We start from the raw sequence: 22,859 nt of genomic DNA, 5'->3' as shown, positions 1-22,859 counted from the left end.
GGAATTCGTGCGGCGCTTATAGGAGCGCCGTTAACTATACTCTGAACAGTTACAATCTACAAAATAATACAAAACAAGTTTTTGGTCTTTGGTATACCCAAGCACGCTCTTAAACCAATCTCTGTACTAAAAAACCGGATGTTTTAAACATCCAAATTTACATTCCCATTAATTTCAGGACTTAAAATAAAACAATTAGGCTGATAAAAAGAAAAGGAGCGATGAAAAATAGAAGTATAAGCTTTCTACGGATTATGAAAAAAGCTTGGTGCGAGGGGTGCGATTCGAACGCACGAATTCCTACGAAACTAGGCCCTCAACCTAGCGCCTTTGACCTGGCTGGGCAACCCTCGCACTTCGATGAAACAAATAAATGGAATTGAAGAACTGTTTTATAAAATTTTCTGGAAAATGAATCGAATTCAAAGTTAGAGCCATAAGAAATCTGGTGCGAGGGGTGCGATTCGAACGCACGAATTCCTACGAAACTAGGCCCTCAACCTAGCGCCTTTGACCTGGCTGGGCAACCCTCGCATCGTGTATTTCTGTTAAATTCCGGCGCGCCTTGCGCCTTGCACTCCCTCACAATATCGTGGATAATATATAAACGTTTCGAGTCAGGAGGGACGCTGACAATAATTTCCAGAAGATCATTCAGCAAAAGAAAACAGCTCCTGAAGTAGCCGGGTAAAAGAAAATCCTCAGGACAGAGAGATTTCCGTCGCCGAAAAGAAAGATGGCTCCGAAAAAATTAGTTTGAACCCGGGATTAACCTGGGTTCAGAGCTGATCCAGAATTGCTATCAGATCTTCAGCCTTGCCTTTAACCACGTTTGCAGCATTAAGAACAAGATCTTTGGCTGTATATGAACCATCGGACTCCATGGTAAAAACAAAAGCATTTTCGGAAAAGGACACTTTTATGGCGTTAATGTCACATGCCTGTTCACAGAGCTTGCAGAAGGAACATTTTATAACATCCTCCTCGGCAATCCTTGCTCCTGCTTCTTCAACCCTGATAATGCTTTTGGGGCATTCTGCTGCACAGTGCCCGCAGGCATCACAGTTCTCAATGCTTATAACAGGTACGTTTTTGTAGCCGCAAGCAACGCCTGCCTGCCATTTTACGCTGTCTCTGCCGTAGCCCATATGGGCGATAGCCTCAAGCACAAGCTTCTGTCCCTTCTTCAGCTCAACAATCGGAATGTTAGGATCTGCCGGCTGGATCTTGGGGTCAGAAGAGATAAGGTCACGCGAATAAACAGTTCCAGGCCCTTCTGCACTGAGGGTTAAAGAAACCTCACATGCAGGGCAGCCTTCCCCTCCGCAGACCTCACATTCGGCCTGAGGCATATACGTCTCTATATCCGTTACAAGCGGGATTAAGGAGAGACGAAGAGCCAGCTGTTCATCATAGAGCACGGAGGTGTTGTCGTAAAGGTTTACATACTCGATTGCAAGAGTGGGTACATCAGCGACCATGGCACGCCGGATGCCATTAGCAAAAGCCGTGCTTACCCTGGACAGTACAAACTTTGCAGATCTGTCCGATAACTCCAGAATGTCTACTTCCATCGTCATATACCTTAATTCCCCTGAATTTTGAATACATAAAAAAAAGAGAATTTTAGAGAATTCTCTGAATAGTTCTTTTTATACATTATTTTTATACACGCCTTCCGCCTTTCGGACGGGTACCATCGTGCGGGACAGGAGTGACGTCCTCAATCCTGCCGATGCGGATGCCTGCTCTTGCAAAAGCTCTGATTGCAGCCTGTGCACCTGGCCCAGGGCTTCTCTGCTTGTTTCCTCCGGGAGCTCTTACACGGATGTGAATGCCGTTGATGCCCTTGTCCCTGAGCTGGTCAGCAAGCTGGCCTGCCATCTGCATGGCAGTGTAAGGTGAACTTTCGTCCCTTGCAGCCTTTACAACCATACCACCAGAGGACTTGGCAATGGTTTCAGCCCCGGTAATATCGGTTACTGTAATGATTGTGTTGTTAAATGAGGATTTGATGTGAGCTACAGCCCATTTCATATCTGCCATATTTACTTCCTCCCGCCTCTCTTCTTCTTACCGCCGGCAGCACCGCCTCTTTCAGCAGGCTTTTCCCTTGACTGCTTTGCCTCAGCAGCAGCTTTAAGGGTTGTTGCGCTGTCTGCAAGAAAAGATGCGACCTGGACAGGCCTTTCAGGGTGGGACTCACTCACGAGAGGGGAGCTACCATAGTACCCTATGTGCATCTCGTCTTCCTTTGAAACCAGCATTCCCGGAATTGTGGCTTTTCTTCCGTTAATTGCGATGTGGCCGTGTGTGATGAACTGACGTGCCTGAATAACAGTTCTGGCAAGACCGAGGCGGAGAACCTGAGTCTGAAGTCTCCTTTCAAGGATATTTTCAGTCTTTAAAGAGAGAATGTCATCAATGTTAGCGTCAGGTTTTATAATGCCGTAGCGGATGAGCTTGGCAAGAATTTCTTCAGACTGGGTCCTGTAGTGCCCTTCAAGCCCTCCTTCCTGCCCGGAAGCGACGTTTGCAAGAAGTTTTCTGGCTTCGGACCTGTACATCCTGAGCATACTGGCTGCTCTCCAGACTTCCTTTTTGTTCCTGAGGCCGTATGCCTTTACAAGCTGGACTTCAGTAGCCATCCTGGCTTCCTGCCAGGGGTGCTTGGGAGTCTCATAGCTTTTACTTTTCTTACCTGGATATGCCATTTCAAATCACCTTAACCGAAAAATTACTTCTTCCTGCTCACACCGACAGTAGATCCGCGGCGGCCTGTGGATTTTGTCCTCTGTCCTCTGACCTTAAGGCCTCTCTCGTGCCTGAGTCCTCTGTAGGCACGGACCTTCTTCAGGTTGTTAATGTCTTCCCTGAAGGTGAGTACGATATCTGTTCCGAGCAGGTGCTTGTCCTGTCCGGTGGTAAGGTCTTTCTGTCTGTTAAGCATCCAGGTAGGGACGATTTCTTCGAATCTTCCGATTGCAGCGTCGATTTTGGCTACTTCCTCATCCGGAAGGTACCCAAGTGTAGCAGTGGGATCAACACCTGCGCCCTTTGCAATAAGGATTGCAGTGCGCCTCCCGATTCCGGGAAGACCTGTAAGAGCATACTGTACGGGCTTTGCCCCCTGCAGGTCGGTATTCATAATCCGAACAAGATGCCTTAGTTCTTCGTTATTGTTTTCTTCTACCATATACTTCCTCCATTGGAGTGCATACAGCATCCTGTAGCCCCTGACCGAATACCCTTAAAGAATACGCGAAAAACTCAGGAGCAGCTCTCAAAAGGAGCTTCATTACAGCATATACTGATGAGTTTCTTTACATGCAACTGCCAGTATATAAGGATATCTGCTTCCGCCCCCAACTGAAAACGAATACCCGGAAGGACTGAAAACCTGTATGAGAGGGTACAGAAATAGAGTGGAAAATAATTGAACTAATCAAGAAATATCTGAAGAAACGCTGAAAAATTTATACGACATAAAAATAAGGAAAACATGACGCCGAGGGGGAGATTCGAACTCCCGAGGAGCCAGGCCCCACAAGCTTTCCAGGCTTGCGCCCTACCACTAGACTACCTCGGCACAGAGCGTATGGCACGACTTATACCATAACGGAATAGTGATATATAAATCTTATTCTAGGAATGTATCAGGAAAAAGAGAGAAGAAAGAACTTTGAAGGTAACAGGAAAGAATTTAAAAGGTTAGAGCTGAACCTTTTCTTCTTTTTTAGTCCAGCCCTTCGGATAAGTTCCCGCTTCCATAAGCACGCGGATAGGAGAAGCTGCAATGCCAGAAGAAGCTTTGAGGATCTCCTCAGTGGTCATTTCTGCCTTTGCAAGTGCAACAAGCTCCCCTTTTAAAGTAAAGAGTCCTGTAAGTTCTCCTTTAGCCAGACTGGAATCAAGAGAGGTAATACCCGGAACTGCAAGGGAAGCGCCTGAACAGACCGCATCCACCGCACTGTCCCGCAGGATAATTTTGGGGAGGTGGGACACGGCAGATTCCATCGGCTTTATAACCCTTCTCAGCTCGGATTCGTCCCCGTCCTCCTTCCAGAATACATAGGCATCCTTCAGTTCGTGGAGAGTAACAAGAGTTTTTTCCGTGAACGGACCTGCCTTGGTCCTGCGGAGTCCCTGCATATGCCCGCCGCAACCCAGAGCAAGCCCTATGTCGTGGCAGAGTTTCCGGATATAAGTCCCTGCTTCACACCCAACACGGAAGAGAACAGATGTGCCTTCGATCTCAAGCACTTCGATATAATAGATTGTCCTCACTCTTATGACCCGTTTAACAGCGGATTTTATAGGAGGCATCTGGTAAATTGGACCCGTAAATTCCTCACAGACCTGGCGGACCAGTTTTTGAGGCATAGCCCTGTGAAGCTTCAGATGGCAGACATACTCTTTTCCGGAGAGGCGCAGGGCTGGTACGGCAAGGGTGGCTTTTCCGAGCAGCGTAGGCAGAAGCCCTGTAACCTTTGGGTCAAGAGAACCCGCGTGCCCTGCCGTATGTACGCCGAGGATGGCTTTTACCCAGGCTGCAACCTCGTGGCTTGTAGGTCCGCTTGGCTTGTCAACATTTACCACTCCTTTTTCGATATATTCAAGGATAGGGCGCTTTTCCGGAGGACAGCCGTAGGCTGGATTTGTCCAGGCGCCGGACTTCCGGACAAGGGTTCGTTCAACTTCTGATGGCAGTTTACCGGCGGATGACATGGTTTATTCAAAACTCCTGGGTTATGATTGTGATTCAGTTAATGATATGTACTGGAAATCTGTGAATACGGAGCCTCCAATTTCAAAAAATCCAGCAAAAAGCATAGATTTCTGTACAGATATCAAATAATATCGGGGCTCATTAGATAAAACCCCGCGCTTGATTTTGAAAACCTGCTTCAATAAGCATCCCATAAAACTGTCGGGCTGGTGAAAAAATTACTCCGGCCCGACAAGAGCATCAATAGCTATCCTGAGAATATCAAGGGTCTGGTACTGGTTCCATTTTTCAGAATCGATAACAATGTCGTAGATTGATAGATCTGTAATATCAATCCCATAATAGTTTTTGTACCTGAAGGCTTCGGACTTTTCTCTTTCAACAGTTTTTTTCAGTTCATCGTCAAACGAGACCGATTTCTCACGCTTCTGGATACGTTTCACCCGGGTCAAAATCGGGGCTTTTATCCAGACTTTTAGCACATTGGGTCTCCCCTGAGCCATATGACCCGCAAGCCGGCTTTCAAGAATTATATTCTCCCGGCTGTGAATGATAGATTTCTGGTTTTTATCAATTTCAAGGTCAATGGAAGGATCTCTCTCAGCCAGGGCTCCGAATTCAGCCAGGCTCATTCCTCTCTCCTTTGCCATCTTTCGGAAAATTTCCCCCGAAGAAACCAGCTCAAGGTCATAGCATTCAGCAAGGAGCCTTGAGATAGTAGTGGTCCCGCTTCCTGGAAGCCCGCTCACTGTGATCTGCATCAGACACCACCAATATTAAGAGCCTTCCTGATAATCTGGCTAACTCCGAGAGAGGAGATAAAGTACCAGTAGATCCAGTGCTGGAAAGGACCGAAAGCCTTAGAAGTAAGCAGCTGCTCGCCCCAGAAGGGAAAGACCATGGTAGCTGAGCCGTGCCCGCTAATGAAATAATAAGCCCACATGAAAAGAGGCAGAGAGATAATGCTGATATAAGCCATGGGCTTGAACTGCTGCTTGGACATCTTCATCTGGTCTTCCATCATCTCTTTGCGCTGGTCTTCAAGCTTTTTCAGCATATAGGTATTCTGGGAAAGCTGTGCCTCCCTGAACTCTTTCTGGAAAACCTTCATGCGCTCCTGAGTGTTTCTCATCAGATCCCAGTCGATAGTATACTTCTGGATAAGAGATGCATAAGTGGCAGTGATAGCGGCCATTACAAAAAGAATCAGATGGAAATTTTCCTGTCCGACCAGAGCAAGAACAGGATCCATTAAAATCCCTACCAGTTCTCCTACAGCCTGCCTGAACTCCTGTCCAAGGAGCATTATCCCGAACATAAGAGAAAAACCAAAAGCCAGCAGGAACCGGTCAATTTGCTTTTTAAATGTCTCTGAAACCAAGTTGTCCTCACCATTAAGGTTCAATAAATCTAATTTAATTGTTGCAAACGAGAGAGTGATAAGCTTGACTGAACAAAATCCTGAAAATGAGTTCAGTAACGATAAGCTTGAGAAGATAATAAATTAGCCATAATACCAATCATGAATTGCTATGAACCGGTCAATGAATCAGCTCAACAGCATGAGCTATTCCAAGACTTGCCACAGGTTTTTGTGGTTAATAAGTTTCGATGTATATATAAGTTATACTATTCGGAAATGTTGTGAAGGCTCAGGCTGCAAATGCCTTACCTTAGTTTTGTTGTGAAAATTATTACTTCTCAATTCCTGCCTTGAAAGTACATTCTTCATTTTCAGTAAAGGAAGATATTGACCTTGTTTAAGATGCAACTGATCAAAACATAGCTTTAAATAAATTCTCATAATTTATCATAAAAAGATTTGAGGCCCTGGAACAAAGAGTCTAACCTGAAAGACCAGGAAGCAAAAAATCTAACGAAACATTTCCAGGCATCAAGCAGGAGTTTAAAAATGCATCTTCCAAATCCCCACAAACAGCACCCAAAGGTCAGCAAAAAAGCGTGGATATCCGAAACCGCAGTGATAATCGGAAATGTAAGTATTGCAGATAATGTATTCGTAGGCCCAAATGCAGTCCTCAGGGCAGACGAACCAGGATCATCCATAACCGTTCACAGCGGCAGCAATGTACAGGACAATGTTGTTGTTCACGCCGTTTCACACTCTGAGGTCCTTATAGGCAAAAACACCTCTCTTGCTCACGGCTGCATTGTACATGGACCCTGCAGGATTGGAGAAGGCTGTTTCATAGGCTTCGGATCAGTGGTATTTGACTGCAGCATAGGGAGAGATACACTTGTCCTCCATAAATCCATAGTCAGGGGAGTAGATATTTCCTCAGGAAGGATGGTACCTGACGGGACTGTAATCACCAGTCAGGACTGTTCAGATGCTCTTGAGGATGCCACAAAAGACATGACCGAGTTTAAAAGATCAGTAGTCAGTGCCAATATTGACCTTGTGGAAGGCTACATAAAACTCGTAGAAGAGGGTTAAAAATAGAATCAGACTGCCTTTTTAAGATGTTAAAAACACTGAGAGACATTCAGAGAAGACCGGAAAATATTCTCAGAAATATTATGGAGAAAGAAAGGGGGAAGTCCGGAGCAGAAGAGTACTGAAAGAATTAAAGATATTTTCCCTCCAGTTTATCCAGAACCTTTTTTCCTTTATCCGTAAGCATGTATTTTTTCCAGGTCGTTTTCTCAGGGGTCAGGCATTCGATTAAATCCCTGTCCTCAAGCTCTTTTAAAGCGCGGCTGATATTTTGCGTGGACCTGTTTACTTCATGAGCGATATCCGAAGCCCTTACCGCAGTGTGCCTTTTCATGGATTCCATCAGTATCAGGCGGCGGTCAACGCTGATGACCCACTTTGTCAGTTCATCCATTGAATTTTCAGTCATGTAAGTCAGATTCTCCAGTAAAAGCTTCCTATTGAGATAAGAAGTCACATAATATTTAAAATTTAATCATTATGTCATGCGAAAAACCATATGGTAAAGAGACGATTAAAGCATCTGGACAGGTGTAAAAGAACAGCACTCAAAGACGGGCTGGATCACAGGGTGCAGCGGCTAACCAGAAAAGCATACAATCTGAAATTAAATAACTGCTGATGAAAAAATAAAGAGCTGAAAAAGTAAGAACAGAGTCAAGGGTAAAGAAGATAAAAACAGAATCAGGGAAACAAAAAAAGAATAAAAACAAAAGAAAAAGGAAAAGGAATTCAGGCAAACTTTGCCAGAATTGCCTTAATATCCTTAAAAACCACATCTATGTCCTTTGTGCCGTCAAGAGTGACAAGTATGCCCTTTTCTTTATAGTAATTGATAAGCGGCTGGGTCTGTTTTTTGTAGACATCCAGACGGTTCTGGACAGCTTCTGCTTTATCGTCGGCGCGCTGGAAAACCTCGGCGCCGCATATGTCGCAGACATTGCCTTTCTTTGGCGGGTTTGAAACAGTGTGGTAGCTTGCCCCGCATTTGCACATAAGGCGCCCGCTTATTCTCCCTACAAGCTCCTCATCAGGAACCTCAAGGTTGAGGACAACATCAATCGGCTTTTCAATTTCATCAAGGATTACTTCCAGGGCATCAGCCTGAGGGATAGTCCTCGGGTATCCGTCAAGAATAAAACCCTTTTTGCAGTCTGCCTCTTTCAGACGGTTTTTAATAATGCCGATAAGCACCTTGTCAGGAACAAGTTCTCCCTTGTCCATGTATGCTTTGGCTGCAAGCCCCAGTTCTGTTCCTTCCCTAACGTTTGCCCGCAGGATATCCCCTGTGGAAATCTGTGGGATTCCGTAGAAATCAACCAGTTTTTTGGCCTGGGTACCTTTGCCAGCACCCGGGGGCCCGAAGAGTATTATATTCATTCGAAGATCCCTTTTTGTGTCCTTTTATTTGATTGTTTTCCTTTACTGATCTATGTTCAGTTAGCCCTGCATTTAAAGGTTTATCAGACTTTACTGCTCCCCGAAGAAGGAACGGATCATCGGGTGCATTTCCATCATCTGTTCGGAAGCTATGTCTTCATACAGACGGTACACGATACTTACAGTCAGCAAAAGCCCTGTACCTCCAGCACTTCCAAGAGTACCAAGCAGGCTTGCTATCAGGGTAAGTAATCCAATGAAAGCGCCGCCTATTACGGTAACCTTTGGGATGTAGCGCTGCATGACCTTTTCAATGCTGCTTATGTTCCGCCTGAAACCCGGGATCTGCATACCTGAGTTGAAGATCTTCTGGGCTGTCTGTTTAGCACCCATGCCTGTGGTCTCTATCCAGAAGAGAGCAAAGATAATTCCTCCTGCAATCAGAAACATAGCATCTATAAAGACATGCAGTGCAATCTGCCACGTAGCCGGAGCAGTTGCCCCATAGCCTGCAAATGACTGCTGTACGAGAGACGGAATCCAGTCATAGGGGCTGTTTATTGGAGACAGATAGTACATAATCCCATTCAGTGGAGTTGAGCCACTGAATTCTCCGAGGAAGGTAACCCCTCTGCCAGCAAGGATGATCCCGACCATCTGGATGTTAGCCTGAAGAGCCCTGACAAGAATCATGGGCAGGACTGATGCGTATATAAGCTTAACAGGGAAGCGGCCCCTTGCCCCTCTAACTGCACTGTGAGCGAGAGGGATTTCTATTCTTGTACTCTCCACATACACCACAAGCAGGAAGATAGTAACCGTGCTCAGGAGAGCAAGAATTCCTCCACTGACCAGTGCAAATATCAGGCCTTCACCGGATAAGAGGTAGTCCATCTCGGTATTCTGGAATATATAGATCCATTTAGGAATGAGTCCTACCGGAAGCCCATTTTCCATTTGCCAGTTAAAGATTCCTGTAACGATCTGCTGGGAGATTCCCGCAACTATGAAAAGCCCGACTCCTGACCCGATGCCCCATTTGGAGACAACTTCATCCATGAAGAGAACCAGAGCGCCTCCAATAAAGATCTGGACAAGGAGCAGTAAAGTGATCACTCCCAGGCCTACACCAAGAGTAGAAGCAAGCCCCGGATCCGGCTGGATATATCCACCAAGAAGCTGCGGTAGGGCCTCCAGAATGATCATGACAAAGACAAGAAACTTCTGAGCTCCCTGAAAAAAAGCCTGATCCCTGGGGTCCGAAAGGTCCATTTTTATAATATCTGCCCCGACAAGAAGCTGCAGGACAATGGAAGCCGTAACAATTGGCCCTATACCGAGGAGGACTAAAGATCCCGATGCCCCGGCAAAGAAGGCACGATATGATTCAAAAAGGTCAACAGAATCCTGAGACATTCCAAAGAGCGGCACATTTGCAAGAGCAAAGTACAGCACCAGAACTCCCAGAGTCCACCAGAGTTTATCTTTAAAGTGGACATGTTTTTCCGGACTTGCTACTGCAGGTAACTTATTAAAAAACGGTTCTAAGGTATCCCTGAGAGTCATCGATTACACCATTCAAAACATAAATTTTTTTACTATTTTAAATATTAGATTATGCTTTTACCGTATAAGATAAATGGTATATAGCACATCTAATATAAAAAGTTACTAAAAGAATGAAATAAGTAGGATCAGAATGACCTACTTATTCTGCATCGATGCAGCTTCCGCCAGCATTTTCGATTTTTTCGCGGGCAGAGGCGGAAAACTCCTCTGAAGTAACCACAAGGTTCTTTGTTACACGTCCGCTTCCAAGAACCTTCTCTATTCCGAGGTTTGCAAGGTTAATGTGGTACGCTCCGTCCTTGACTTCTGCAAGCCCTTCTTCAACAAGATAGGGAGCAAGTTCGTCGAGCTCTCCAACATTTACTATGGAAACGTCCTTTGAAACTTCATCAGGGCGCTTGAAACCGTGCTTTCCGTAGCTGTACCCACGCATCATAGCTCTTACAAAGTGGTGTTTGCAGCCACCGGCTTTTCCACGGCCTCCGCGGTTTCCGGCTCCACGCCTGTTTTTATGGGTCCCTCCTCCGCAGGTTCTGGACCCTCTGAACTTCTTAATATCCATTTAAACCACCTTATCTCATCTTGTGCAGGAGCACATTGATATCTTCACCGTGGTTTCCGAGCACGCCGCCCTGCTGGACTGTCCTCTTAATCCCTGCATGCCCTTTTCTGGGCGGGTGAAGCCTGAAAACAGGCTTCAGTTTGGGGACATCCTTAAGGGAGGCTTTTCCCTCAACAACTGCTTCGGCAAAGGCCTGGATGGAATCATAATCCGTGTTTTCACGGATATATTCTTCTGTGAGGCGAGTGTCGCCTTCAAGCCTTCCACGGTTTTCAAGGACCTCTGCAAGGGTCTTTGCATCGACTTTGCCGTATGCAACATAGTCCTTTACTTTCTGGACCATACCCCTGTAGTGAGGATCTTCCGGAACAAACACGCAGTGGTTAACTTTGTGCAGGCGGAGCATCTTCATTGTGTCCTCGATGGTATAGCGAACGTTGACCTGACCTCTCAGTCTCACAACGGCATACATCTCAGATTTCCTCCTTACCGTAGTACACAGGCAGCCTTATAACGTTGACCTGGTTAAGGGCGTCATAGGTAGCCTTTGCGAAGTTGAGGGTAGACCTGGTTGTCCCGAAGGTCTTGGTCCACACATCTTTAATCCCGGCTTTTTCAAGCACTTTGGTTGCAGTGTTACCTGCGGCAATCCCGAGACCTCTTGGGGCAGGGATGAGAGTAACACTTACACTACCTGCCTTTCCGGTAACCTCGTAAGGTACGGTGTGCGGCAGACCGCAGGCGCATTCCCAGGAACCGCATCCTCTGCGGATATAGGTAATGTTGAGCTTTGCAGCGTCGATTGCCTTGCGGATAGCAGGCCCGACCTGTACATCTTTTGCCTGTCCGAGCCCTACATAGCCGTTTCTGTTACCTACGATTACGGTTGCTCTGAACTTAACACGGCGGCCGGAGTCAGTCATCCTCTGGACCATGTTAATGTCGAGAACCTCATCTTCCAGGTCAGGAAGCAGCATATCAATTATCTGGGGTTCTCTAATAGGCAGGCCTGATTTGATTGCTTCATCCATGGAAGCAACCTGTCCTTCAACGACGAGTTTTCCAAGCCTGGTTTTCGGGACCCAATCTTGATCGAATGCCATTTAATCACCTTAACTAAATTCAGCAAAGATTTTCTCTTTGGTTGCTTCAAACTGCTCTGGCAGGTCTGAGCTCTCTTCTCTATATTCGGCTATGTGCTCTCCGCGGATCCTCTCGTCCGATGGGAACACTTCAGGGCTGTGCGGAATTTCAAAGCCTGAGTCTACAATCCCTTTCAGGGCAGCGTAAACTCTTGAACCTGCAGAGGAAGCCTGGAGACCTATGTCCAGAATGCCTCCTTCATAGCCCTTCTGCAAACTCTTCAGCCCGAATAAGAGCCCTGTAAGATATGCAGCCGTAGTGTTTCCGGTAGCTCCTGTGTAACCGTACTTTGCAAGTTCACTTGAAACGGCTGATGAGTATGTTATGTCCCCTTCAGGGGTTGGAGCTATTAACTGGATCTGAACGTTTCTTGCACTCTTTCTGACAACCACGCGGTCCTGCCTTGAAAGTAACAATTTAAGGCGGAGGTGGTAGTTAGTGCGTCCTTCTCTTCTTCTTCTAAAAGGAACCTTATATCTTGGTCCTGTTGCCATCTTCAGCTCCTCCAGGTTATTTCTTTAATAGTTTTTCGGACTCAAGGTGGGAGTTAAGGTGGGAAACGCTTCTGTATTCTCCGCCTTTTGCCTTTCTGTAGAGTCTGCAGTACACTGACTTTTCAAGTGCTCCTTCTGCACGCAGCTCCTTGAGCCTTCTTCTGAGAGCCCTGATCTTTTTCATCCACAGTTCCTTGCTGGGAGTACGGGCTCCTTTCTTACCCTTTCTGGAACCATGCCCCTTGCAGTGCCCGTATTTGCGCTTGGCAGCAAGAGCTCTGGCTCTGCCTCTGCTAACTCCTCTTACAGGCTTTGCCTTAATGGTACCTTTCTCAATGAGTCCGCGGATATCTTCTCTTGTAATTGCGGAAGCGATTTCTTCGGAGGCTTCGGGGTTAAGCCATACCCTGTCAAGCCCGCATCCAAGAACTTTAGAAGCCAGTCTTCTCTGGTTGGCCAGGTCTGACATTTTACTCACTCCTTCCAGGGTTCAGGACTTTAATCCCGGCTTCTTCGGCTTTTGCAATAATAATAGCTTTCTTTTTTGCGCCTATCTTTGCTGCGATTCTGATAGCTTCGAAAGACGGGTCAACAAGCTCAAGCTCCGCAATGCTGGAAATAAGAACATCAGAATAACCCGACGGGTGCAGGCCTTTAACTGCTGCAGGGCTTCCGTACCCTACCTGAGCAAGAGCACCTTTTGAAACATACTTTGTGCGCTGTTTGCTCTGGCCACCTCTCGGGCGTCTCCAGTTATCATCAAGTTTTTTGAACTTGTGGCTGCAAGCTCTCTTGAACTGGGGCTTCTTTCCTTTGAGAACCTTTCTCACATTGAATAAACGCCTGGATTCAGGATCCATATCAAGGGAAACAGTGGTGCCTTCTTTGTTGTTTTCTGCCATCATAACCACCTTCAGGCCTTCTGCACTATGTAGATTCCATCCTGGAAGATCCTCGGATCGAACCTCTTAATCTTGGTCTTCTGTTCTATGTTCGCGGCAGTCTGCCCGACATCTTCCTTGTTAATACCGGTAATGGTGACTTCATTCCCGCTTACCTTTACCTTTGTCTCGCCAAGTATTTTTGCTACCCTTGGCTTCTTTTCTCCAAGGAAGTTCCCGATAACCAGGGTTTTGCCTTCAACTTTTACCTGCATGGGGAAGTGAGCGTACACGATAGTCATCTTGCACTCAAAGCCTTCACTTACGCCTATCATCAGGTTCTTGATATGGGAAGCAAAAGTTCCTACCATGGCTTTCTGTTCCTTCCTTGAGGACTCAGCATCCACGACTACTTCGCCTTCCCTTACTTCAATTCTGATTCCAGGGTACCAGAACTTTCTTTCGACAGTTCCTTTGGAGCCCCTGGCAGTAAAAACATCCTGAGAGAGAGAGACGGAAACTCCTTCAGGAATCTCTATTGTTCTTGCAATCTCCTTAACCATTTCCTGTTCCCTCCTCAGTATACATAAGCAAGAAGCTGCCCACCGATCTTCTTATCACGGGCCTCGTACTGGGACATGACACCGCTTGAAGTGGTTATAATAAGGGCACCAAAGTTCTTTGCTGGCAGGAACTGCTTTTCCCAGCGTTCAAAGCTGGCTGTTCCTACTGAATACCGCGGCTTAATTGCACCGCACTTGTTAATTCTTCCCACAAGGGTAACGCTGTAGATTCCGGCTTTTCCATCGTCGATAAACTCGAAATCTCCAATGTAGCCGAGATCCTGCATAACCTTCAGGACGTTGCCTATGTTCTTTGAAGCAGGCCTGACAATACAGGAGCTCTTCCCAATGGCTTCAGCATTTTTGATAGTGGAAAGGGCGTTTGCAAGAGGATCAAGTAATACCATTTAAATCACCTTAAGAATACTTCTCAAAGCCCATCTCGTGGGCAATCTCCCTGAAGCAGTGCCTGCAGAGGTAGATGTCGTATTTGCGGACAAGACCCTGCTTTCTTCCGCACCGCTTGCACTGGTTAACTCCTCTTCCGGATTTGTCTATTGTATCTGTCATTTACATGACCTCCACGCCGTAACTTTCGTTAAGGAAAGCGATCGCATCGTCCACTGTGACCCTGTGGCCAGTCGGGATCTTGCGTTTTGCAATTCTCCTCTTGCAGATCCTGTCTCCAGGGCGCTTGAGTACAACGGTTACGTCCATTCCGAAAACTCCGATGTTGGGGTCGTATCTCATGCCCGGAAAGTCAGTGTGTTCTTCAATTCCGAAAGAAACATTTCCGAGAGAATCGAACTGAGCCCTGCTCAGAGTCTTTTCGATGATCCCTAAAGAGGTTTCAAGGAACTCATGGGCTTTCGGACCCCTGAGGGTTACCTTGCATCCAATGGGTTCATTCTTCTTGATTGAGAATGCAGGAAGAGTCCTTTTGGCATAGCACCTTACGACTTCCTGGCCTGTGATGGTCCGGAGGATTTCTTCGGCATTTACAAGGTGCTGACCGCTTTCTCCAACACCCATGTGGACAATTACTTTCTCAACTACAGGGGTGCGCATGGGGTTACTCATGTATCTCACCGCCAAGCCTTATTTCAGGTTTGTCCTTGCCAATAACGATTACGTAATCCTCGATTGTTTCGAAATCGGTTTCACCGGAAATCATTACTGTGTTGTGCCTGGAACTCTTAACTTCCCTGATCTCCATAATCTTTCCGGTTTCGCCTGAGTGCTGGCCGCCTATAACCATTGCAAGGTTGCCGACCTCAAACTTCAGGTGCTTAACTACCTGCTTGTCAGGAATGGAAAGGATCAAAGAGTCCTTTGTCCCGTACTCGTTAGAGCCGAGGATATTGGTTCCGTCATTGAGGTTAAGCTGTACTTTTCCTCCCTTAAGGGTTGTCTTGTTGTTGATCCTGCACAGCTTGTTCACGTTAGTTTCGTTGAGCTTGTGGAGGGTAAGACGTCCCTTCTCATCCTGTAGCATCCTGTATGCTTCATTTACGAGTGGAAGTGTAATTACATCAAAGAGTCCTACCGGGAACCTGAGGTCTTTCCTGGGAATTCCGTCAACAAGGACTTTTCCTTCGACGAGAATCCTTTTACCTTCCCTGTTGTTGTCAACAAGTTTGAGAATGTCCCTAATTATGAGTCCGAGCGGAAGACTGCGTGACCGGCTGTGAGGCCCAGGGACAGTGGTGGAGATCCACTTATTGCCTTTTTTCCCGACCTTCCAGCTCTTAGGAACTGATAATCTTTTCTGGTGTGTCACAAAATCACCTGCCTCACTTCTTAATGCTTGACGCTCTGCGCCCGTCTTTCATTTCCAGTTTTGTGATCATGACATTGGAGGGGTTAATGGGCCTTGGGACTTCGGTGCCGTCCACTTTTGTGGAAATTACTCCGTCCACTTCAATTGTACCGTCCATAAGGGATACGGACTGGACTTTTCCTTCAGTGCCCTTGAAGTCTCCGCGCATGACCTTTACTGTGTCGCCAGTGATAACTGCAGCACTTCTTGTGCCGTACTGTTTGGCAAGTGCTTCACTGAGCCTTGCACCCATGAATTTCTGCCTGATATGGAGAGGTGCGGTGTATCTTGCCTTTCTCTGTTTCCTGGGCTGTTTGGATACCATTGCATTCACCTCAAACAATAATGGATGCGGTTGTCCCGATCTTCGGGTACCTTTCGGCAACTTCCCTGGCAACAGGTCCTTTTATGTCAGTGCCTTTGGGGATTCCTTCTTCGTCCGTGATTACCATTGCATTGTCTTCAAATGAGACATGCAGACCATCCGGACGGCGAATCTCCTGCTTCTGGCGGACCACGACTGCAAGGAGAACCTGTTTCCTCATTTCGGGTGTGCCTTTCTTTACGGACACAACGCACATGTCACCAATTCCTGCGCAGGGCATTCTGTTCTTGACGCCTCTGTACTTTTTGACAGAGATGATCTCTACTACTTTAGCCCCTGTGTTGTCCACGCAGGCAATCTGGGCACCCGCATTGAGTGCTCTTGGGATGTTTGAGCGTATGCCTTTCATTTTGGCACCTCTGCTTTGACGACAACGTAGGATTTGGTTTTGCTTATAGGTCTGCACTCTGCAATAGTGACAATGTCACCTACTTTTGCGGAAATGCAGGCCGGGTTATGTGCATGAATCTTCGAGCGTCTCTTTTCATATCTCTGATATTTCGACACCAATTTCATGTATTGCCTTTCGATGACTACCGTATTGTCCATTTTGCTGCTGACCACGGTACCCACAAGGATCTGACCTCTTACCGGAAGTGTTCCGTGGAAGGGACAGTATGCATCGTCACATTCCTCTGATGGCGCCGGTATATTTAATCCAATATCTCTTGCCATGAATTTAGCCCCATTTACGTAGCTTTTTAATGTTCTTGATCCGATTTTCGGGTTGTGAGAGCAGCAGGTTTCCCTGAATTTTAACGAATATATCGGATCTGCGGCCTTTTTCTGAGAGCTCGGCAGGGATCCGGAAAACAAATTCCGAATCCGCCTTGGGAATCTTCAGTTCCCGGGACTCTGAGTTTTCTATCACAAGCATATTTTTCGTCTCGTTGATTACTCTGCCCCGGATTCCAATTAATGATGGATTGGTGGAATTGCTCACCTTGATCTCGAGCCCTATCAGTTCATGAAAGATAAGATTCGAAGGCAGAATTTCCACTTTAGATCTCATTTAGCTCATGCTGAATTGTCTTTATCCGGGCAATCGTTCTCCTGATTTCTCCGATCCTGCCAGGGTTATCCGGAGCTCCACCAGCTGAGGTGAGGGCTCTTTCCCTTACAAGTTCATTATTCAGGTTTTCGAGTTCGTCAGCCCGTTCTTCAAGTGACATAGTCCGGATTTCGCGGGTCCTGAGAATTGCCATTATTCCTTAGCCTCCTTGTGGACTCTTGCCATGGGATGCCAGTAGTCATAGCCCTCATGCTTGTGCTGCCAGACACCGTTGACCTGCCTGCGGACTTCCTCAGAGCCTTCGACGTAGATAAGTTCAGCTTCTTCAAAATCTTCGGCTGCCTCAACCGGGACTTCTTCAGCTTCTTCGGGCTCTGCAATTTCAACTTCTTCTACTGGTGCAGGAGCAGGTGCAGGAGCTTTTACCTTTGCAGCTTCCTTTCTGGGAGCTGCTGCCGGTTTCTCAGCCGGCTTCTCGGCAGGCTTTTCAGCAGGTTCTGCAACTTCGGCTGGTTCCTTAACTCTGTATGAATCGGGCAGGATAACGCCAGGCTGAATAATTCTTACTTTGCAGCCAAGGGTTCCGAGCTTTTTAATTGCTACTGCAAACCCTTCATCCACGACTTCTTCTACAGGGTGTCCGGAGTGCTTTATGTATCCATCAACGAACTTTTCTACTCTTGACCTTGCTCCGGTAAGCTTTCCGGAGATTACGACTTCACAGCCAAGAGCGCCTGCGTTCATGACTGCCCTGAGGGTGTTGTGTCCGGCTTTTCTGAAGTACCAGCCCCTCTCAATGGAAGCTGCAAGCCTTGATGCCATCATCTGGGCATTGAGTTCAGGCTTCTTGACCTCCTGAGCGTCAATCTGCGGGTTTTCGAGGTTGTATTTTGTTGCAACGTCACGGGTAAGTTTTCTGATGACCTTCCCGGCTTTCCCGATTACCATCCCCGGCTTTTCGGAGTAGATAATAATCTGAGTGCCCATGGGGGTCCTGTTAAGCTCCATACCGCCGTATCCAGCTCTGTTAAGCTGTTCTGCAAAGTACTCGTCCATGGAGGCTTTTACATACCCGTCATTGACGAACTTTCTCTCTATTGCCATTTAGCGCACCTCGGAGAGAATCATCTCGATATTTACAGTTTCTGTATCTTTGGGCGTTGCCCTTCCTCTGGCTCTTGGCATGAACCCATGAATCACTCTTCCGCGCTGAACGGCAGCATGGATGATGTACATGTTTGCAGGTTCAAGACCTTTGTACTCGGCATTGCTCTCTGCATTTTTAAGGACCTTTAAGATCTCTTTTGAAGCGCTGATAGGATATCTTCCTGCAGCCATGGGACCTTTCCTGTGACCGGTTCCCTCATGGTGTCTCTTGAAGGGCACTGCCTGCTTCATGGCAATTACGTCTTCGAGGAACTTCCTTGCTTCTGAGGCTTTCATGCCCTTAATCTTGCAGCAGACTTCACGGGACTTCTTGGGAGAAATGTGAAGTTCAGAACCCATAGCTTTAGAGGTTGTTTCAGGGTCTCCATTGACTGAGTAATTGATTCTTGCCATTCCCTTTCACCTCATTTCAGCGGTACGAACTTGCTTGAACGGGTTGCTCCCACACCAGCACTGCCGTGGTTAACTTTTGCTCTTGTAGGTGCGAATTCTCCGAAGCGGTGCCCGATCATTTCAGGCTGGAGCTCTACATTTACAAACTCTTTCCCGTTGTGGATTTCGATAGCTGTTCCGATCATTTCGGGGAGAATAATCATGTCCCTGTGGTGAGTTCTGATTTTCTTTCCTTCCTTGAACTCGTGCAGGACTTTTTTCTGCCCGTCAGTAAACCCGCGTTTGATGCTCCTGCGCTCTCTTGCAGGCAGAAGTTCTGCAAACTCTTCAAGGCTTAGCTCCTGAAGTTCTGAGACGGTCTTCCCGCGGTAGGTATACTCACCCTTTCTCTTTGGTAACCTTGATGATGCTTTTTTTGCCATAACGAATACACCTCATCAGCGCTTCATTCCGGTCCTTCTTGCTGCAATCAGTCCGACCTTTCTTCCAGGCGGGGCATTCCTGCTAACCGTGGTTGGCTTACCCGGGTGTTTCCAGGCACCTCCACCGAACGGGTGGTCACGCGGGTTCATGGCAATACCTGAAGCCCTTGGATACTTTGCAGCCCTTGTTTTCAGTTTGTGGTATTTTTTTCCGGCTTTGAGCCATGGTCTGTCAACTCTGCCACCGCCGGCAACAATGCCGACAACTGCCCTGCACTTGGGGTTAAGCCACTTTATGTTGCCTGAGGGCATGGCCACTGCAGTCCTGTTCGGCTCGTGGGTTACAACGGTTGCATATACTCCGGAGGAACGGACAAATTTGCCGCCGTCGTTTGGCTTGGATTCGATGTTGCAGATGAAGAAACCTTCAGGCACATTTCCTATAGGCACAATGTTGCCCGGCTTTACTTCGGCATCGTCTCCGCATTCGATAATGTTCCCTACTGCAATACCTTCGGAAGCAAGAAGGAAAAGTTCCTCTCCGTTTTCAAAGGCAACTTTTGCTATAGGGGCTGAACGGGCAGGGTCGTGTTCGATGTTGATTACTTCTCCCTGGATTGAAGTATTTTCATCCACACGGGGGTGCCTGAGATCTGCCTTGTACTTGTGAGAAGGAGCTCTGTAGGTTGGAGTGCCTCTACCCCTGTTCTGTGATATAATTCGTTTACCCATGGATCACACCTCACATAAGTCCTATCCGGGTTGCAATCTCATGTGCCGCTTCAGGTTCTTCAAAGGCAAGGACTGCTTTCTTTGTACCCTTCATTGTGGTCATGGTCCGCACGGATTTTACTTTGAACCCGTACATCTTCTCAACATCTTCCACGATCTGCTTTTTGTTTGACCTGGTGTCAACGATGAACTGAAGCTTGTTTTCGTCAAGCAGCATCATCGCTTTTTCAGTAACAAATGGATAATTGATAGAACTCATTGGAATGCGCCCTCCAGTTTTCCAATTGCAGACTCTGTCCAGACAGTAAGGCGACCTGCGTGAGTACCCGGTGCGAGCAGTTCGGCATTCAGTGAGTCTACTGTTACGACATCTACTCCGGAAAGGTTTCTTGCAGCCTTCAGGATAGGTGAGTCTTCTCCTGCAACAATCAGGACACTCTTTTTGTGCTTGTATTTTCTGCCTCTGAGCTTTCCGCGACCGGCTCTGATGTGCCTTCCGTATTTTGCCCTGAGTACGTCTTCATAAAGACCTGCAGCTTCGAGGAACTCTATTACCTGCTTTGTCCTCTCAAGGTTTTCAAGGTCGTTTACTGCAACAATCGGAAGTTCAGCTTCAAAGATGTGCCCTCTAAGGCTTACGAGAGTGGGATCTCTGGTTGCTGCGATTGCAGAGCGGATTGCATAGCGGCGCTCTTTTGTGTTGACTTTCTCGCTCCTGTCAGCTTCCGGCTTTGGAGGGTGGGCTCTTCTTCCGCCTTTTGCGTGCGGGACTCTTGCAGCTCTGCTGCTGTTTACGAGCCTTGGGACGTGGGATACGCCTCTTCCAGAACCCCAGCCTCTTGCGGAAGTCTCCATACCTGCGTAGAGGCGGGGACCGTAGGGCTGAAGCCTGTTTGCCTGTGCTGCGAGCACTGCCTTTTTAATGAGGTCAGGGCGGTAGTCTACATCAAACACTGCAGGGAGCTCGATTTCCCCAACAGCTTTTCCTGTGAGGTCTATGGTTTTTGCTGTAGCCATCTTAGATTACCCCTGCTTGGATTCCCTGCTTATGTACAGGATGTTCGGTTCGCCAAGGTCGGCTTTCTTTGCCCTGATAGGGTCTCTGAGCCTTATAAGCCTCTTGGAAGGTCCAGGAACACTGCCTTTTATCAGCACGTAGTCCCCGCGGACGAGACCGTAGTTAAGGAACCCGCCTTCTGGAGTGACTTCTGACCCGTCGGACCCGATCTTGAGGATGCGCTTGTTAAATTCAGTTCTCTGGTGGTATCCCATCTGACCCATCTGCGGGACTCTCCAGGAAACGTGAGCCGGATGCCACGGACCAAGGGTACCGATCTGCCTTAAGCTTCCCTGCCTGGAGTGCTTGCCCTTCATGAGCTGGATGCCCCAGCGCTTTACAGGACCCTGGGTACCTTTACCTATGGTAATTGCGGCTGTGTCAACAACGGTTCCGTTCTTGAAAACGTCTTTGACGCTGACAAGGGTACCGAGGATTGATTTTGCATATTCGAATTTGGTGCCGAGGTCTTTTGCACTGATTCCGGATTCCATGATGTCCGGCACCTTTTTAGGGACACCGGTAAGGCTCTTTGGCAGGGTGTAGGTGACTGCCTTTATGTCGCTTACTCTGCCTTCTTCGATCAGTTTTCCGATAGCTTCAAGACCTTCAGCCTGGTTGCCTGATGCAGGGATTGGGATCCTGCGCTTGAGTTCAGGGTCAAGGTCTGCTGCCCAGACCTCAGCGATTGCCTTTTCTCCGGTGCTGTCTTCTGAGTAAGCCCTGACGGCTGCGACCCTTATTGCAGGAGTTTCGATTACAGTCACAGGCACGGAGATCTCCATACCCTGGGTAAGGCTGTTCTTTATATCATCAACCATGATTACGTGGGTCATACCCACCTTATAGCCTGCAAAACTCTGCAGCTTTGGCTCGCCCGTAGCTTCCGGCCAGGCTCTGAACCTTGGAATGTGGCTCTTAGCCCTCTTGCGCGGACTGAATGCGAGGGAACCTCGTTTTGGTCGGTGTATGCTTGCCATATTTCTACTCCGTAAACTTCAATTGAAATGCCAGTCCCTCCGGTCGGAGCAATAGGAGTGACAAAAGAGAAATGCACTGGATTTTCCCGAACGCTACCAGGCTGGGGAGGGATGTCATCAGACCTGCCGGCATAAAGCCTCGAGCAGACCGGAGTTCTGTACTCTCGGTACCCTACATTCCTTCAGGCATCTGCAGATATTCGGTTCCCTTCTGTTCCTGCCTCTGCAGGAAACTATGATTGAAGGACCGACCTTACGATCCTGGCAGACCCAAATCCAGGCACTCGGCCCTGATTTGAAACATATAGCTATCTGATTTTGAAACTTCAGTGTTCAGTAACCTTATATCTTATTCAGTTAATCTGATTTTGAAACTTCAGTATTCAGCAACTGCAACCGCAACTCATCGAAAAACTGAAACAGTTTCGTGCGATTTTAGACGCCTCCGCGGCGCCAAAAGCGGGCGTTTCAAAGCATTGGCCCTTTGACACTCATGTTGATCCGACTTTTCTCACTGGCTTATATTCAATGCAGGAAATTCAACCGCAAAAACGGCAGAAAGCCCTTACTTCCGGAGATATCCGGGAGTTTAGCATTAAGCATCACATTGATCTGATTAAACGCTTCAAGCATAAATGCCTGAAACTTCACATCTCTGATGTACTTTGCCTTTAAAGGGCATATCTATTATATAAAACCTTTGCAGAGGAAGAGGAAAAATAAGAAAGAAGAATCAATGGCAGGAGAGAAAATATAAAGTAAACTTGAAAGTTGAAGGTTGTTGAACCTCCAGGATGTATAGTGTGAAGTGCCCTATATCCCTATATAATACATTCAGTACAACAGACATTTTCAGGGCAGCAACTGTTAAAAAGACCGTACTTCCTGTAGATTTCTTCCACAACTCTGGAAACAGAGAATGCAATTGGTTCTCTGAATTCTTCTCATTTGCTGGCACAATTAGAACTTATTTAAATAAGTTTCGGGATGAATGTGAAAAAACATGTCAATGCATTCATTTCATATGAAGGACTGTTTAACACAGAATATGCCGCGACTAAAATCAGATGCCTGATTATGTTGAAGAAATTTGTCGATAGAAAGAAGCTTTTT

At 47.1% G+C, this 22,859-nt stretch carries 35 protein-coding genes and 3 tRNA genes; 2 read left to right on the top strand and 36 right to left on the bottom strand.

The window, feature by feature from the left end; genetic code table 11:
• Window positions 1-266: 266 nt before the first annotated feature.
• The 10 genes from PLL47_RS11165 to PLL47_RS11120 all read right to left on the bottom strand — a co-directional run bounded on the left by PLL47_RS11165 (window position 267) and on the right by PLL47_RS11120 (window position 6,110).
• Window positions 267-354: transfer RNA gene (locus tag PLL47_RS11165), tRNA-Leu, on the bottom strand.
• A gap of 92 nt (window positions 355-446) precedes the next feature.
• Window positions 447-534, bottom strand: a tRNA-Leu gene (locus tag PLL47_RS11160).
• A 245-nt stretch (window positions 535-779) separates the two neighbouring features.
• Window positions 780-1,580, bottom strand: a complete 801-nt coding sequence (locus tag PLL47_RS11155; protein WP_324446277.1) for a DNA-directed RNA polymerase subunit D — start codon at window positions 1,578-1,580, stop codon at window positions 780-782.
• An 85-nt stretch (window positions 1,581-1,665) separates the two neighbouring features.
• Window positions 1,666-2,046: a 30S ribosomal protein S11 gene (locus PLL47_RS11150; RefSeq protein WP_011034088.1), complete on the bottom strand. Its 381-nt coding sequence runs from the start codon at window positions 2,044-2,046 to the stop codon at window positions 1,666-1,668.
• A 2-nt stretch (window positions 2,047-2,048) separates the two neighbouring features.
• Entirely contained in the window at window positions 2,049-2,714 is a 666-nt protein-coding gene (locus PLL47_RS11145) for a 30S ribosomal protein S4 (protein WP_324446276.1), read from the bottom strand.
• A 23-nt stretch (window positions 2,715-2,737) separates the two neighbouring features.
• Window positions 2,738-3,226 (bottom strand): 30S ribosomal protein S13, encoded by a 489-nt coding sequence (locus PLL47_RS11140; protein WP_324446275.1) that lies wholly within the window; start codon window positions 3,224-3,226, stop codon window positions 2,738-2,740.
• A gap of 280 nt (window positions 3,227-3,506) precedes the next feature.
• Window positions 3,507-3,589 (bottom strand) — tRNA-Ser (locus PLL47_RS11135).
• 122 nt (window positions 3,590-3,711) lie between these two features.
• On the bottom strand, window positions 3,712-4,728 hold the full coding sequence (locus tag PLL47_RS11130) for an RNA-guided pseudouridylation complex pseudouridine synthase subunit Cbf5 (RefSeq protein WP_324446274.1): 1,017 nt from the start codon (window positions 4,726-4,728) through the stop codon (window positions 3,712-3,714).
• Between the two features lie 219 nt (window positions 4,729-4,947).
• Window positions 4,948-5,490: a (d)CMP kinase gene (gene cmk / locus PLL47_RS11125; RefSeq protein ID WP_324446273.1), complete on the bottom strand. Its 543-nt coding sequence runs from the start codon at window positions 5,488-5,490 to the stop codon at window positions 4,948-4,950.
• Window positions 5,490-6,110: a DUF106 domain-containing protein gene (locus PLL47_RS11120; protein WP_324446272.1), complete on the bottom strand. Its 621-nt coding sequence runs from the start codon at window positions 6,108-6,110 to the stop codon at window positions 5,490-5,492. The genes cmk and PLL47_RS11120 overlap by 1 nt, the downstream gene beginning before the upstream one ends.
• Before the next feature lie 531 nt (window positions 6,111-6,641).
• Between PLL47_RS11120 and PLL47_RS11115 the strand changes: the two genes are divergently transcribed.
• Window positions 6,642-7,187, top strand: a complete 546-nt coding sequence (locus tag PLL47_RS11115; RefSeq protein WP_324446271.1) for an LbetaH domain-containing protein — start codon at window positions 6,642-6,644, stop codon at window positions 7,185-7,187.
• Between the two features lie 130 nt (window positions 7,188-7,317).
• Here PLL47_RS11115 and PLL47_RS11110 read toward each other — a convergent pair whose 3' ends face one another.
• The gene (locus tag PLL47_RS11110; protein ID WP_324446270.1) at window positions 7,318-7,596 is read right to left on the bottom strand and encodes a winged helix-turn-helix domain-containing protein; all 279 of its coding nucleotides are present in this window, start codon (window positions 7,594-7,596) and stop codon (window positions 7,318-7,320) included.
• Window positions 7,597-7,686: 90 nt separating this feature from the next.
• Between PLL47_RS11110 and PLL47_RS11105 the strand changes: the two genes are divergently transcribed.
• A complete protein-coding gene (locus PLL47_RS11105) occupies window positions 7,687-7,809 on the top strand; it encodes a hypothetical protein (protein WP_324446269.1) in 123 nt (40 codons plus the stop codon).
• 110 nt (window positions 7,810-7,919) lie between these two features.
• On the opposite strand, the gene PLL47_RS11100 is transcribed toward PLL47_RS11105, so the two are convergent.
• The 25 genes from PLL47_RS11100 to rpl3p all read right to left on the bottom strand — a co-directional run bounded on the left by PLL47_RS11100 (window position 7,920) and on the right by rpl3p (window position 21,746).
• Window positions 7,920-8,567: an adenylate kinase gene (locus PLL47_RS11100; RefSeq protein ID WP_324446268.1), complete on the bottom strand. Its 648-nt coding sequence runs from the start codon at window positions 8,565-8,567 to the stop codon at window positions 7,920-7,922.
• A 90-nt stretch (window positions 8,568-8,657) separates the two neighbouring features.
• Complete coding sequence (secY, locus tag PLL47_RS11095; RefSeq protein WP_324446267.1) at window positions 8,658-10,133, bottom strand: preprotein translocase subunit SecY; 1,476 nt, start codon at window positions 10,131-10,133, stop codon at window positions 8,658-8,660.
• A gap of 142 nt (window positions 10,134-10,275) precedes the next feature.
• Window positions 10,276-10,698, bottom strand: coding sequence for an uL15m family ribosomal protein (locus PLL47_RS11090; protein ID WP_324446266.1), 423 nt, complete (start codon window positions 10,696-10,698; stop codon window positions 10,276-10,278).
• Between the two features lie 10 nt (window positions 10,699-10,708).
• The gene (locus tag PLL47_RS11085) at window positions 10,709-11,170 is read right to left on the bottom strand and encodes a 50S ribosomal protein L30 (protein ID WP_324446265.1); all 462 of its coding nucleotides are present in this window, start codon (window positions 11,168-11,170) and stop codon (window positions 10,709-10,711) included.
• A 1-nt stretch (window position 11,171) separates the two neighbouring features.
• Complete coding sequence (locus PLL47_RS11080; RefSeq protein ID WP_324446264.1) at window positions 11,172-11,801, bottom strand: 30S ribosomal protein S5; 630 nt, start codon at window positions 11,799-11,801, stop codon at window positions 11,172-11,174.
• 9 nt (window positions 11,802-11,810) lie between these two features.
• Window positions 11,811-12,335, bottom strand: coding sequence for a 50S ribosomal protein L18 (locus PLL47_RS11075; protein WP_324446263.1), 525 nt, complete (start codon window positions 12,333-12,335; stop codon window positions 11,811-11,813).
• A 16-nt stretch (window positions 12,336-12,351) separates the two neighbouring features.
• Window positions 12,352-12,804 carry a 50S ribosomal protein L19e gene (locus PLL47_RS11070; RefSeq protein ID WP_324446262.1) on the bottom strand — a complete coding sequence of 151 codons (453 nt, stop codon included), beginning with the start codon at window positions 12,802-12,804 and terminating at the stop codon, window positions 12,352-12,354.
• 1 nt (window position 12,805) lies between these two features.
• Window positions 12,806-13,237 carry a 50S ribosomal protein L32e gene (locus PLL47_RS11065; protein WP_324446278.1) on the bottom strand — a complete coding sequence of 144 codons (432 nt, stop codon included), beginning with the start codon at window positions 13,235-13,237 and terminating at the stop codon, window positions 12,806-12,808.
• A gap of 11 nt (window positions 13,238-13,248) precedes the next feature.
• The gene (locus PLL47_RS11060; protein WP_324446261.1) at window positions 13,249-13,779 is read right to left on the bottom strand and encodes a 50S ribosomal protein L6; all 531 of its coding nucleotides are present in this window, start codon (window positions 13,777-13,779) and stop codon (window positions 13,249-13,251) included.
• A 14-nt stretch (window positions 13,780-13,793) separates the two neighbouring features.
• Entirely contained in the window at window positions 13,794-14,186 is a 393-nt protein-coding gene (locus PLL47_RS11055; RefSeq protein ID WP_324446260.1) for a 30S ribosomal protein S8, read from the bottom strand.
• A gap of 10 nt (window positions 14,187-14,196) precedes the next feature.
• Complete coding sequence (locus PLL47_RS11050) at window positions 14,197-14,349, bottom strand: 30S ribosomal protein S14 (protein WP_048141505.1); 153 nt, start codon at window positions 14,347-14,349, stop codon at window positions 14,197-14,199.
• Window positions 14,350-14,859, bottom strand: a complete 510-nt coding sequence (locus PLL47_RS11045) for a 50S ribosomal protein L5 (RefSeq protein WP_324446259.1) — start codon at window positions 14,857-14,859, stop codon at window positions 14,350-14,352.
• The gene (locus PLL47_RS11040) at window positions 14,852-15,559 is read right to left on the bottom strand and encodes a 30S ribosomal protein S4e (RefSeq protein ID WP_324446258.1); all 708 of its coding nucleotides are present in this window, start codon (window positions 15,557-15,559) and stop codon (window positions 14,852-14,854) included. The genes PLL47_RS11045 and PLL47_RS11040 overlap by 8 nt, the downstream gene beginning before the upstream one ends.
• A 13-nt stretch (window positions 15,560-15,572) precedes the next feature.
• Complete coding sequence (gene rplX, locus PLL47_RS11035) at window positions 15,573-15,923, bottom strand: 50S ribosomal protein L24 (protein WP_324446257.1); 351 nt, start codon at window positions 15,921-15,923, stop codon at window positions 15,573-15,575.
• Between the two features lie 10 nt (window positions 15,924-15,933).
• Window positions 15,934-16,332 carry a 50S ribosomal protein L14 gene (rpl14p, locus tag PLL47_RS11030; protein WP_324446256.1) on the bottom strand — a complete coding sequence of 133 codons (399 nt, stop codon included), beginning with the start codon at window positions 16,330-16,332 and terminating at the stop codon, window positions 15,934-15,936.
• Window positions 16,329-16,658, bottom strand: a complete 330-nt coding sequence (locus PLL47_RS11025; RefSeq protein WP_324446255.1) for a 30S ribosomal protein S17 — start codon at window positions 16,656-16,658, stop codon at window positions 16,329-16,331. The genes rpl14p and PLL47_RS11025 overlap by 4 nt, the downstream gene beginning before the upstream one ends.
• Before the next feature lie 4 nt (window positions 16,659-16,662).
• Complete coding sequence (gene rnp1 / locus PLL47_RS11020; protein WP_324446254.1) at window positions 16,663-16,995, bottom strand: ribonuclease P protein component 1; 333 nt, start codon at window positions 16,993-16,995, stop codon at window positions 16,663-16,665.
• The gene (gene rpmC, locus PLL47_RS11015) at window positions 16,985-17,188 is read right to left on the bottom strand and encodes a 50S ribosomal protein L29 (RefSeq protein WP_324446253.1); all 204 of its coding nucleotides are present in this window, start codon (window positions 17,186-17,188) and stop codon (window positions 16,985-16,987) included. Before rpmC ends, rnp1 begins: the two co-directional genes overlap by 11 nt.
• Complete coding sequence (locus PLL47_RS11010) at window positions 17,188-18,099, bottom strand: 30S ribosomal protein S3 (RefSeq protein ID WP_324446252.1); 912 nt, start codon at window positions 18,097-18,099, stop codon at window positions 17,188-17,190. Before PLL47_RS11010 ends, rpmC begins: the two co-directional genes overlap by 1 nt.
• On the bottom strand, window positions 18,100-18,555 hold the full coding sequence (locus PLL47_RS11005) for a 50S ribosomal protein L22 (protein ID WP_324446251.1): 456 nt from the start codon (window positions 18,553-18,555) through the stop codon (window positions 18,100-18,102).
• An 11-nt stretch (window positions 18,556-18,566) separates the two neighbouring features.
• Complete coding sequence (locus tag PLL47_RS11000) at window positions 18,567-18,977, bottom strand: 30S ribosomal protein S19 (RefSeq protein WP_324446250.1); 411 nt, start codon at window positions 18,975-18,977, stop codon at window positions 18,567-18,569.
• A 15-nt stretch (window positions 18,978-18,992) separates the two neighbouring features.
• Window positions 18,993-19,709 (bottom strand): 50S ribosomal protein L2, encoded by a 717-nt coding sequence (locus PLL47_RS10995; RefSeq protein WP_324446249.1) that lies wholly within the window; start codon window positions 19,707-19,709, stop codon window positions 18,993-18,995.
• Between the two features lie 10 nt (window positions 19,710-19,719).
• Window positions 19,720-19,968 (bottom strand): 50S ribosomal protein L23, encoded by a 249-nt coding sequence (locus PLL47_RS10990; protein WP_324446248.1) that lies wholly within the window; start codon window positions 19,966-19,968, stop codon window positions 19,720-19,722.
• Entirely contained in the window at window positions 19,965-20,726 is a 762-nt protein-coding gene (rpl4p, locus tag PLL47_RS10985) for a 50S ribosomal protein L4 (protein WP_324446247.1), read from the bottom strand. The genes PLL47_RS10990 and rpl4p overlap by 4 nt, the downstream gene beginning before the upstream one ends.
• 6 nt (window positions 20,727-20,732) lie before the next feature.
• Complete coding sequence (gene rpl3p / locus PLL47_RS10980) at window positions 20,733-21,746, bottom strand: 50S ribosomal protein L3 (protein ID WP_324446246.1); 1,014 nt, start codon at window positions 21,744-21,746, stop codon at window positions 20,733-20,735.
• Window positions 21,747-22,859 lie beyond the last annotated feature (1,113 nt).

The sequence above is a fragment of the Methanosarcina sp. genome (genome assembly GCF_035390745.1).
Taxonomy (GTDB): Archaea; Halobacteriota; Methanosarcinia; order Methanosarcinales; family Methanosarcinaceae; genus Methanosarcina.
This window is presented reverse-complemented; position numbering and strand designations above follow the sequence as displayed.

Excerpts from the sequence above, each read along its gene's own strand:
- PLL47_RS11060 (WP_324446261.1), bottom strand. The coding sequence starts at position 13,779 with ATGGTTAAGGAGATTGCAAGAACAATAGAGATTCCTGAAGGAGTTTCC.
- PLL47_RS11005 (WP_324446251.1), bottom strand. The coding sequence starts at position 18,555 with ATGGCAAGAATCAATTACTCAGTCAATGGAGACCCTGAAACAACCTCT.
- PLL47_RS11055 (WP_324446260.1), bottom strand. The coding sequence starts at position 14,186 with ATGGTATTACTTGATCCTCTTGCAAACGCCCTTTCCACTATCAAAAAT.
- PLL47_RS11050 (WP_048141505.1), bottom strand. The coding sequence starts at position 14,349 with ATGACAGATACAATAGACAAATCCGGAAGAGGAGTTAACCAGTGCAAG.
- PLL47_RS10990 (WP_324446248.1), bottom strand. The coding sequence starts at position 19,968 with ATGAGTTCTATCAATTATCCATTTGTTACTGAAAAAGCGATGATGCTG.
- PLL47_RS11145 (WP_324446276.1), bottom strand. The coding sequence starts at position 2,714 with ATGGCATATCCAGGTAAGAAAAGTAAAAGCTATGAGACTCCCAAGCAC.
- rpl4p (WP_324446247.1), bottom strand. The coding sequence starts at position 20,726 with ATGGCTACAGCAAAAACCATAGACCTCACAGGAAAAGCTGTTGGGGAA.
- PLL47_RS11100 (WP_324446268.1), bottom strand. The coding sequence starts at position 8,567 with ATGAATATAATACTCTTCGGGCCCCCGGGTGCTGGCAAAGGTACCCAG.
- PLL47_RS11150 (WP_011034088.1), bottom strand. The coding sequence starts at position 2,046 with ATGGCAGATATGAAATGGGCTGTAGCTCACATCAAATCCTCATTTAAC.
- PLL47_RS11155 (WP_324446277.1), bottom strand. The coding sequence starts at position 1,580 with ATGACGATGGAAGTAGACATTCTGGAGTTATCGGACAGATCTGCAAAG.
- PLL47_RS11075 (WP_324446263.1), bottom strand. The coding sequence starts at position 12,335 with ATGGCAACAGGACCAAGATATAAGGTTCCTTTTAGAAGAAGAAGAGAA.
- PLL47_RS11115 (WP_324446271.1), top strand. The coding sequence starts at position 6,642 with ATGCATCTTCCAAATCCCCACAAACAGCACCCAAAGGTCAGCAAAAAA.
- rpl3p (WP_324446246.1), bottom strand. The coding sequence starts at position 21,746 with ATGGCAAGCATACACCGACCAAAACGAGGTTCCCTCGCATTCAGTCCG.
- rpmC (WP_324446253.1), bottom strand. The coding sequence starts at position 17,188 with ATGGCAATTCTCAGGACCCGCGAAATCCGGACTATGTCACTTGAAGAA.
- PLL47_RS11025 (WP_324446255.1), bottom strand. The coding sequence starts at position 16,658 with ATGGCAAGAGATATTGGATTAAATATACCGGCGCCATCAGAGGAATGT.
- PLL47_RS11110 (WP_324446270.1), bottom strand. The coding sequence starts at position 7,596 with ATGACTGAAAATTCAATGGATGAACTGACAAAGTGGGTCATCAGCGTT.
- PLL47_RS11070 (WP_324446262.1), bottom strand. The coding sequence starts at position 12,804 with ATGTCAGACCTGGCCAACCAGAGAAGACTGGCTTCTAAAGTTCTTGGA.
- rpl14p (WP_324446256.1), bottom strand. The coding sequence starts at position 16,332 with ATGAAAGGCATACGCTCAAACATCCCAAGAGCACTCAATGCGGGTGCC.
- secY (WP_324446267.1), bottom strand. The coding sequence starts at position 10,133 with ATGACTCTCAGGGATACCTTAGAACCGTTTTTTAATAAGTTACCTGCA.
- PLL47_RS11045 (WP_324446259.1), bottom strand. The coding sequence starts at position 14,859 with ATGAGTAACCCCATGCGCACCCCTGTAGTTGAGAAAGTAATTGTCCAC.
- PLL47_RS11065 (WP_324446278.1), bottom strand. The coding sequence starts at position 13,237 with ATGGCAGAAAACAACAAAGAAGGCACCACTGTTTCCCTTGATATGGAT.
- PLL47_RS11130 (WP_324446274.1), bottom strand. The coding sequence starts at position 4,728 with ATGTCATCCGCCGGTAAACTGCCATCAGAAGTTGAACGAACCCTTGTC.
- PLL47_RS11140 (WP_324446275.1), bottom strand. The coding sequence starts at position 3,226 with ATGCTGTATGCACTCCAATGGAGGAAGTATATGGTAGAAGAAAACAAT.
- PLL47_RS11000 (WP_324446250.1), bottom strand. The coding sequence starts at position 18,977 with ATGGCAAAAAAAGCATCATCAAGGTTACCAAAGAGAAAGGGTGAGTAT.
- rplX (WP_324446257.1), bottom strand. The coding sequence starts at position 15,923 with ATGGTATCCAAACAGCCCAGGAAACAGAGAAAGGCAAGATACACCGCA.
- PLL47_RS11080 (WP_324446264.1), bottom strand. The coding sequence starts at position 11,801 with ATGGCATTCGATCAAGATTGGGTCCCGAAAACCAGGCTTGGAAAACTC.
- PLL47_RS11090 (WP_324446266.1), bottom strand. The coding sequence starts at position 10,698 with ATGGATATTAAGAAGTTCAGAGGGTCCAGAACCTGCGGAGGAGGGACC.
- PLL47_RS11010 (WP_324446252.1), bottom strand. The coding sequence starts at position 18,099 with ATGGCAATAGAGAGAAAGTTCGTCAATGACGGGTATGTAAAAGCCTCC.
- PLL47_RS10995 (WP_324446249.1), bottom strand. The coding sequence starts at position 19,709 with ATGGGTAAACGAATTATATCACAGAACAGGGGTAGAGGCACTCCAACC.
- PLL47_RS11105 (WP_324446269.1), top strand. The coding sequence starts at position 7,687 with ATGGTAAAGAGACGATTAAAGCATCTGGACAGGTGTAAAAGAACAGCA.
- cmk (WP_324446273.1), bottom strand. The coding sequence starts at position 5,490 with ATGCAGATCACAGTGAGCGGGCTTCCAGGAAGCGGGACCACTACTATC.
- PLL47_RS11085 (WP_324446265.1), bottom strand. The coding sequence starts at position 11,170 with ATGTATGCCGTTGTGAGACTGAGAGGTCAGGTCAACGTTCGCTATACC.
- rnp1 (WP_324446254.1), bottom strand. The coding sequence starts at position 16,995 with ATGAGATCTAAAGTGGAAATTCTGCCTTCGAATCTTATCTTTCATGAA.